This is a genomic window from Vibrio sp. S12_S33, from assembly GCF_963889785.1.
GTDB lineage: Bacteria > Pseudomonadota > Gammaproteobacteria > Enterobacterales > Vibrionaceae > Vibrio > Vibrio aestuarianus.
The window spans coordinates 1-3,835 of sequence record NZ_CAWPQZ010000091.1 but is presented as its reverse complement, the minus strand read 5'-3'; the positions used below and the strand labels follow the sequence as shown (position 1 = coordinate 3,835).

The following is a 3,835-nucleotide window of genomic DNA, read 5'->3' as shown; positions in this document are numbered from 1 at the left end:
ATACATAACAAACTGTTCAAGAGGGATTCGCAACGCGTGGCATTTTCACTATGCGTTGTTTTTAGTGATTAAGGTGGTATGCGGCGGCTTCGGTATTGCGTTGCTCACCCCTTAACAGGGCGTTAGCCGTCTATGGAGTTTTATTTGAACAATCGAGTTATTTTTACAGGTGGACCCGGCTCAGGTAAGACCTCAGTTATCGAACTGTTATGTCGTATGGGTTACCAAAGTGCACCAGAAGTTGGGCGTAAAGTTATTCAAGCCCAAGTAAAGTCGCAAGGTAGTGCATTACCTTGGTTGGACAAAACAGCATTCCGAGATGAAATGGTTCTTGAAGAAATCAACAATTACGAGAACTTTGGTGATACTGAAATTACGCTTTACGACCGAAGCATTATCGACTCGTATGGGTACAGTAAGCTTGAGCGCATACCTATTTCGGAACTTTTGTTAGCTAAATGTGGTGAATTAGATTATTGCCGTAAAGTTTTCATTTTTCCTCCTTGGGAAGAAATCTATGAAAATGATACTGAGCGAAAGCAAGATTTTAATGAAGCGGTTGCGACATATAATGAAATGGTGAGTGCTTATACAAAGTTTGGCTATGACTTAATTGAAGTTCCAAAGGCATCAGTTAAAGAAAGAGCGCAGTTCATCGTTAGTAAATTGAGCGACGGCTAACAAATTGTTCAAGAGTGATTCGGCACGCGTGGCATTTTTACTATGCGTTGTTTTTAGTGGTTAAGGTGGTATGCGGAGGCTTTGGTATTGCGTGCCTCACACCTTAACAAGGCGTTAGGCGACGGGCAGGAAAGTTCTTTGTTCGTTTCTTTCTGCTCCCTCTGGCTATTCGTTTCTCGAAGTCGGCAATTCTGCATTGTCGGCTCAAATTCTTGAATCCCTCAAACCGTAAAACATGCCAAAGTTCGTGGGTTGCCTCATTGGTTTCCTGTTTTGGTTGGCGGTGAGTTTCACTGGCTTAAAGTGTGGAAGGGGCAAGTTAATCGAGGCTTTCGTTTTCGCTGCTGGTTTGTATCTTGGAGTTTTTGGGGCTTAAAAGCAGCTTTGTTGCTGAAAGTTCGTATTTCGTGGTTGTTGGAAGTTTGGCTGAAATATAGAGACTTCAGCGGTTCTTGAATCACAAAAAGTCAGTGGGTGTTTGGTCGTTTTTTTGGTTTCAGGTAATCTGTTTTCAGTTAGTTAAGCATCAGTGCGAAAAATCGCCTAACAAACAATTTAAGAGGGATTCACAACGCTTGGCACTTTTGGCTCTACTTCAACTTAAGTGTTTATGGCACAATGCTTTAGGTTTGGGTGGCAGCGTTGCTCACCCCTTAATTGGGCGTTATGTGTTGGATGAGTTTTTGAGGTTAATTCTACGATTTCATTGAGAATTCGTTTCGTATTTTCGGCCAGTTAGCTTGGTCGAAATGAATCCGAGAAAGAACTTCAATTGGTCACGTCCAAGGTTCTTGGGTTGCCTCAATTAAGTTTTGGATCTGGTTTGTGTTGAGTTTCGTCGGTTTCAAATCGCTTTAATTGAAATGTCTTTTTGACTGATTCACTTGCTGAAATGCAGCTCTGAAAGTCTGGTGAAGCAAAAGGTTTTGTTGTGGCTGAAAGGGTGCCTTCTTTGTTGTTGATTCTGCAAGTGGCTCTCTTTGACTCAGAACGCTGTGAAATTTAGGTTTTGATAAGCATTGGTTTTTACGTAACTTATTCAAATCTCTTCATTTCTACGGTGGTTTACTTTGAATTCATAGCTAAATTCACATAACAATCAATTCAAGTGGATTCTCAACGCGTGGCAGTTTTACTATGCGTCAGGTAAAGTGTTTTACGGTGCAATGCAGCGACTTGGTCAGTGCGTTGTTCACCACTTAATTGGGCGTTATGCTGCTTATAAGCTTATGGGAATTTGATAAATGGAATGGTTTATTGCTGTAGTTAGCGCACTAATTGGTGCTGTAGTAGGTGCTCTCGTTAGCTACCTATTTACCGATAAGAACAATAAACAAAGAACAAAAAGATTAGAATCAGCTTTCTACAATGAGTTTGAGTATCTATCAGAGACGCTCGAAAATTGGTTCCCCACCTTAGTAGTTGAATACCAAGAGCCATTAAGGGAGCAATATTCAGGCTTGCCATTTTTGGATCTTTCATTAATTGATGCACTTGTAATCGAACTGGCGAGCACTGATAAGGTCGTAACTCCAGCACAAAGGAAACTTATAGTTCGCCTACGACCGGTAGTCACAAGCCTTGTTAAAAACAACGAAAAGCGCGGCAAGTATGCAGATTCTTGGATGTTGAATAGTCACACAATGGATAACTCTGAAGAACGAGACTGCTCGAAAAATATAAGTTATTACACAGGACTTCTTCTAGTTGATGTAACTCAGGTAATCTTCCATCTTAAAAAACTAAGTGCAGAAAAAGAGCGTTTCACCTTTTCAAAAGGATCAACTAGGGAGGATCTGGTTAAAGCATGTTGCTCCTCTAGCGGTATTCCCTATGATGAAACGGTGTGGAAACCTATGCTTCTTAGGTTGGGACTTAAGTAACAATAATCAGCATAACAATCTGTTTAAGAGTGATTCGCAACGCGTGGCATTTTCACTATGCGTTGGTTTTAGTGGTTAAGGTGGTATGCGGCGGCATCGGTATTACGTTGCTCACACCTTAACAGGGCGTTATGTGTTGGATGAGTTTTTAAGGTCAAAGCTACGATTTCATTGAGAATTCGTTCCGTTTTTTCGGCAAGTTGGCTTGCTCGAAATGGATTCTTGAACAACCTGAGATTTATCGTTTTCAAGGTTCTTGGGTTGCCTCAATTAAGTTTTGGATCTGGTTTGTGTTGAGTTCTGTAGGTTTCAAATCGCTTTAATTGAAATGCTTTTTTGACTGATTTACTTGCTGATATTTAGCTCTGAAAGTTTGGTGAAGCAAAAGGTTTTGTTGTGGCTGAAAGTGCGCTTTCTTTGTTGTTGATTCTGTAAGTGGCTTTCTTCGGCTAAGATCGCTGTGAAATTTAGGTTTTGGTAAGCATCATTTTTGTACGTAACTTATTCAAATCCCTTCATTTCTACGGTGGTTTACTTTGAATTCACGGTAAAATTCACATAACAAGCAATTCAAGTGGATTCTCAACGCGTGGCAGTTTTACTATGCGTTGAGTAAAGTGTTTTACGGTGCAATGCAGCGGCTTGGTCAGTGCGTTGTTCACCACTTAATTGGGCGTTATGTTTAGTCACGTAAAATCAGTTGGTTGCATTTCTTCTTTGCATTCTCGGCTTTCTAATTTTAGTCTTGTCTGCAAGTTAACCTCATTGGGCGCTATTTTCCGGACTCCAATTCGTGGGCGCGAACAATTCTGAGAGTTGCCTCATTAAAGTTCAGTGCGTTTGTGAGTCGAATAAAGCGTCTTAGTTTCAAAGTTTGAGCACCAGCTTTCGGTTTCTCACGCTAAAACTCAAAATCATTAGAATCAAATTTATGAGTTAATTAAGCTTTTTAGCGTCTGGTTTTGGTTTTCAAAGGTAACTCGAGTTAAGCTCTTGGTATCGCAAAACTTAACCCTTTGAGCCTTAAACATAACAAGGCGTTTAAGTGGGATTCATGCCGCGTGGCATTTTTAGTTTGCGGTGATTTTTGTGGTGAAAGTGGTCTGCGGAAAGTTGGTTTAGGCGGCACTCACCCCTTAACGCAGCGTTATGCGCCAAAATAGAAATGGAGACAACAATTATGGATGATTTAGTAAGCTCATTACAGAGAGATGGTTTTAATGCCAAGGTTAAAAATGGGAAAATTGTAGTGAGGCTCGAAGGGCTTTCAA

2 protein-coding genes are annotated in these 3,835 nt (G+C 40.7%); both read left to right on the top strand.

Going from position 1 to position 3,835, the window contains the following annotated elements:
- Positions 1–144: 144 nt before the first annotated feature.
- Entirely contained in the window at positions 145–681 is a 537-nt protein-coding gene (locus AACW06_RS18860) for an AAA family ATPase (protein ID WP_192076244.1), read from the top strand.
- A gap of 1,244 nt (positions 682–1,925) precedes the next feature.
- Complete coding sequence (locus AACW06_RS18855) at positions 1,926–2,564, top strand: hypothetical protein (protein WP_192076243.1); 639 nt, start codon at positions 1,926–1,928, stop codon at positions 2,562–2,564.
- The last annotated feature ends 1,271 nt before the right edge of the window (positions 2,565–3,835 follow it).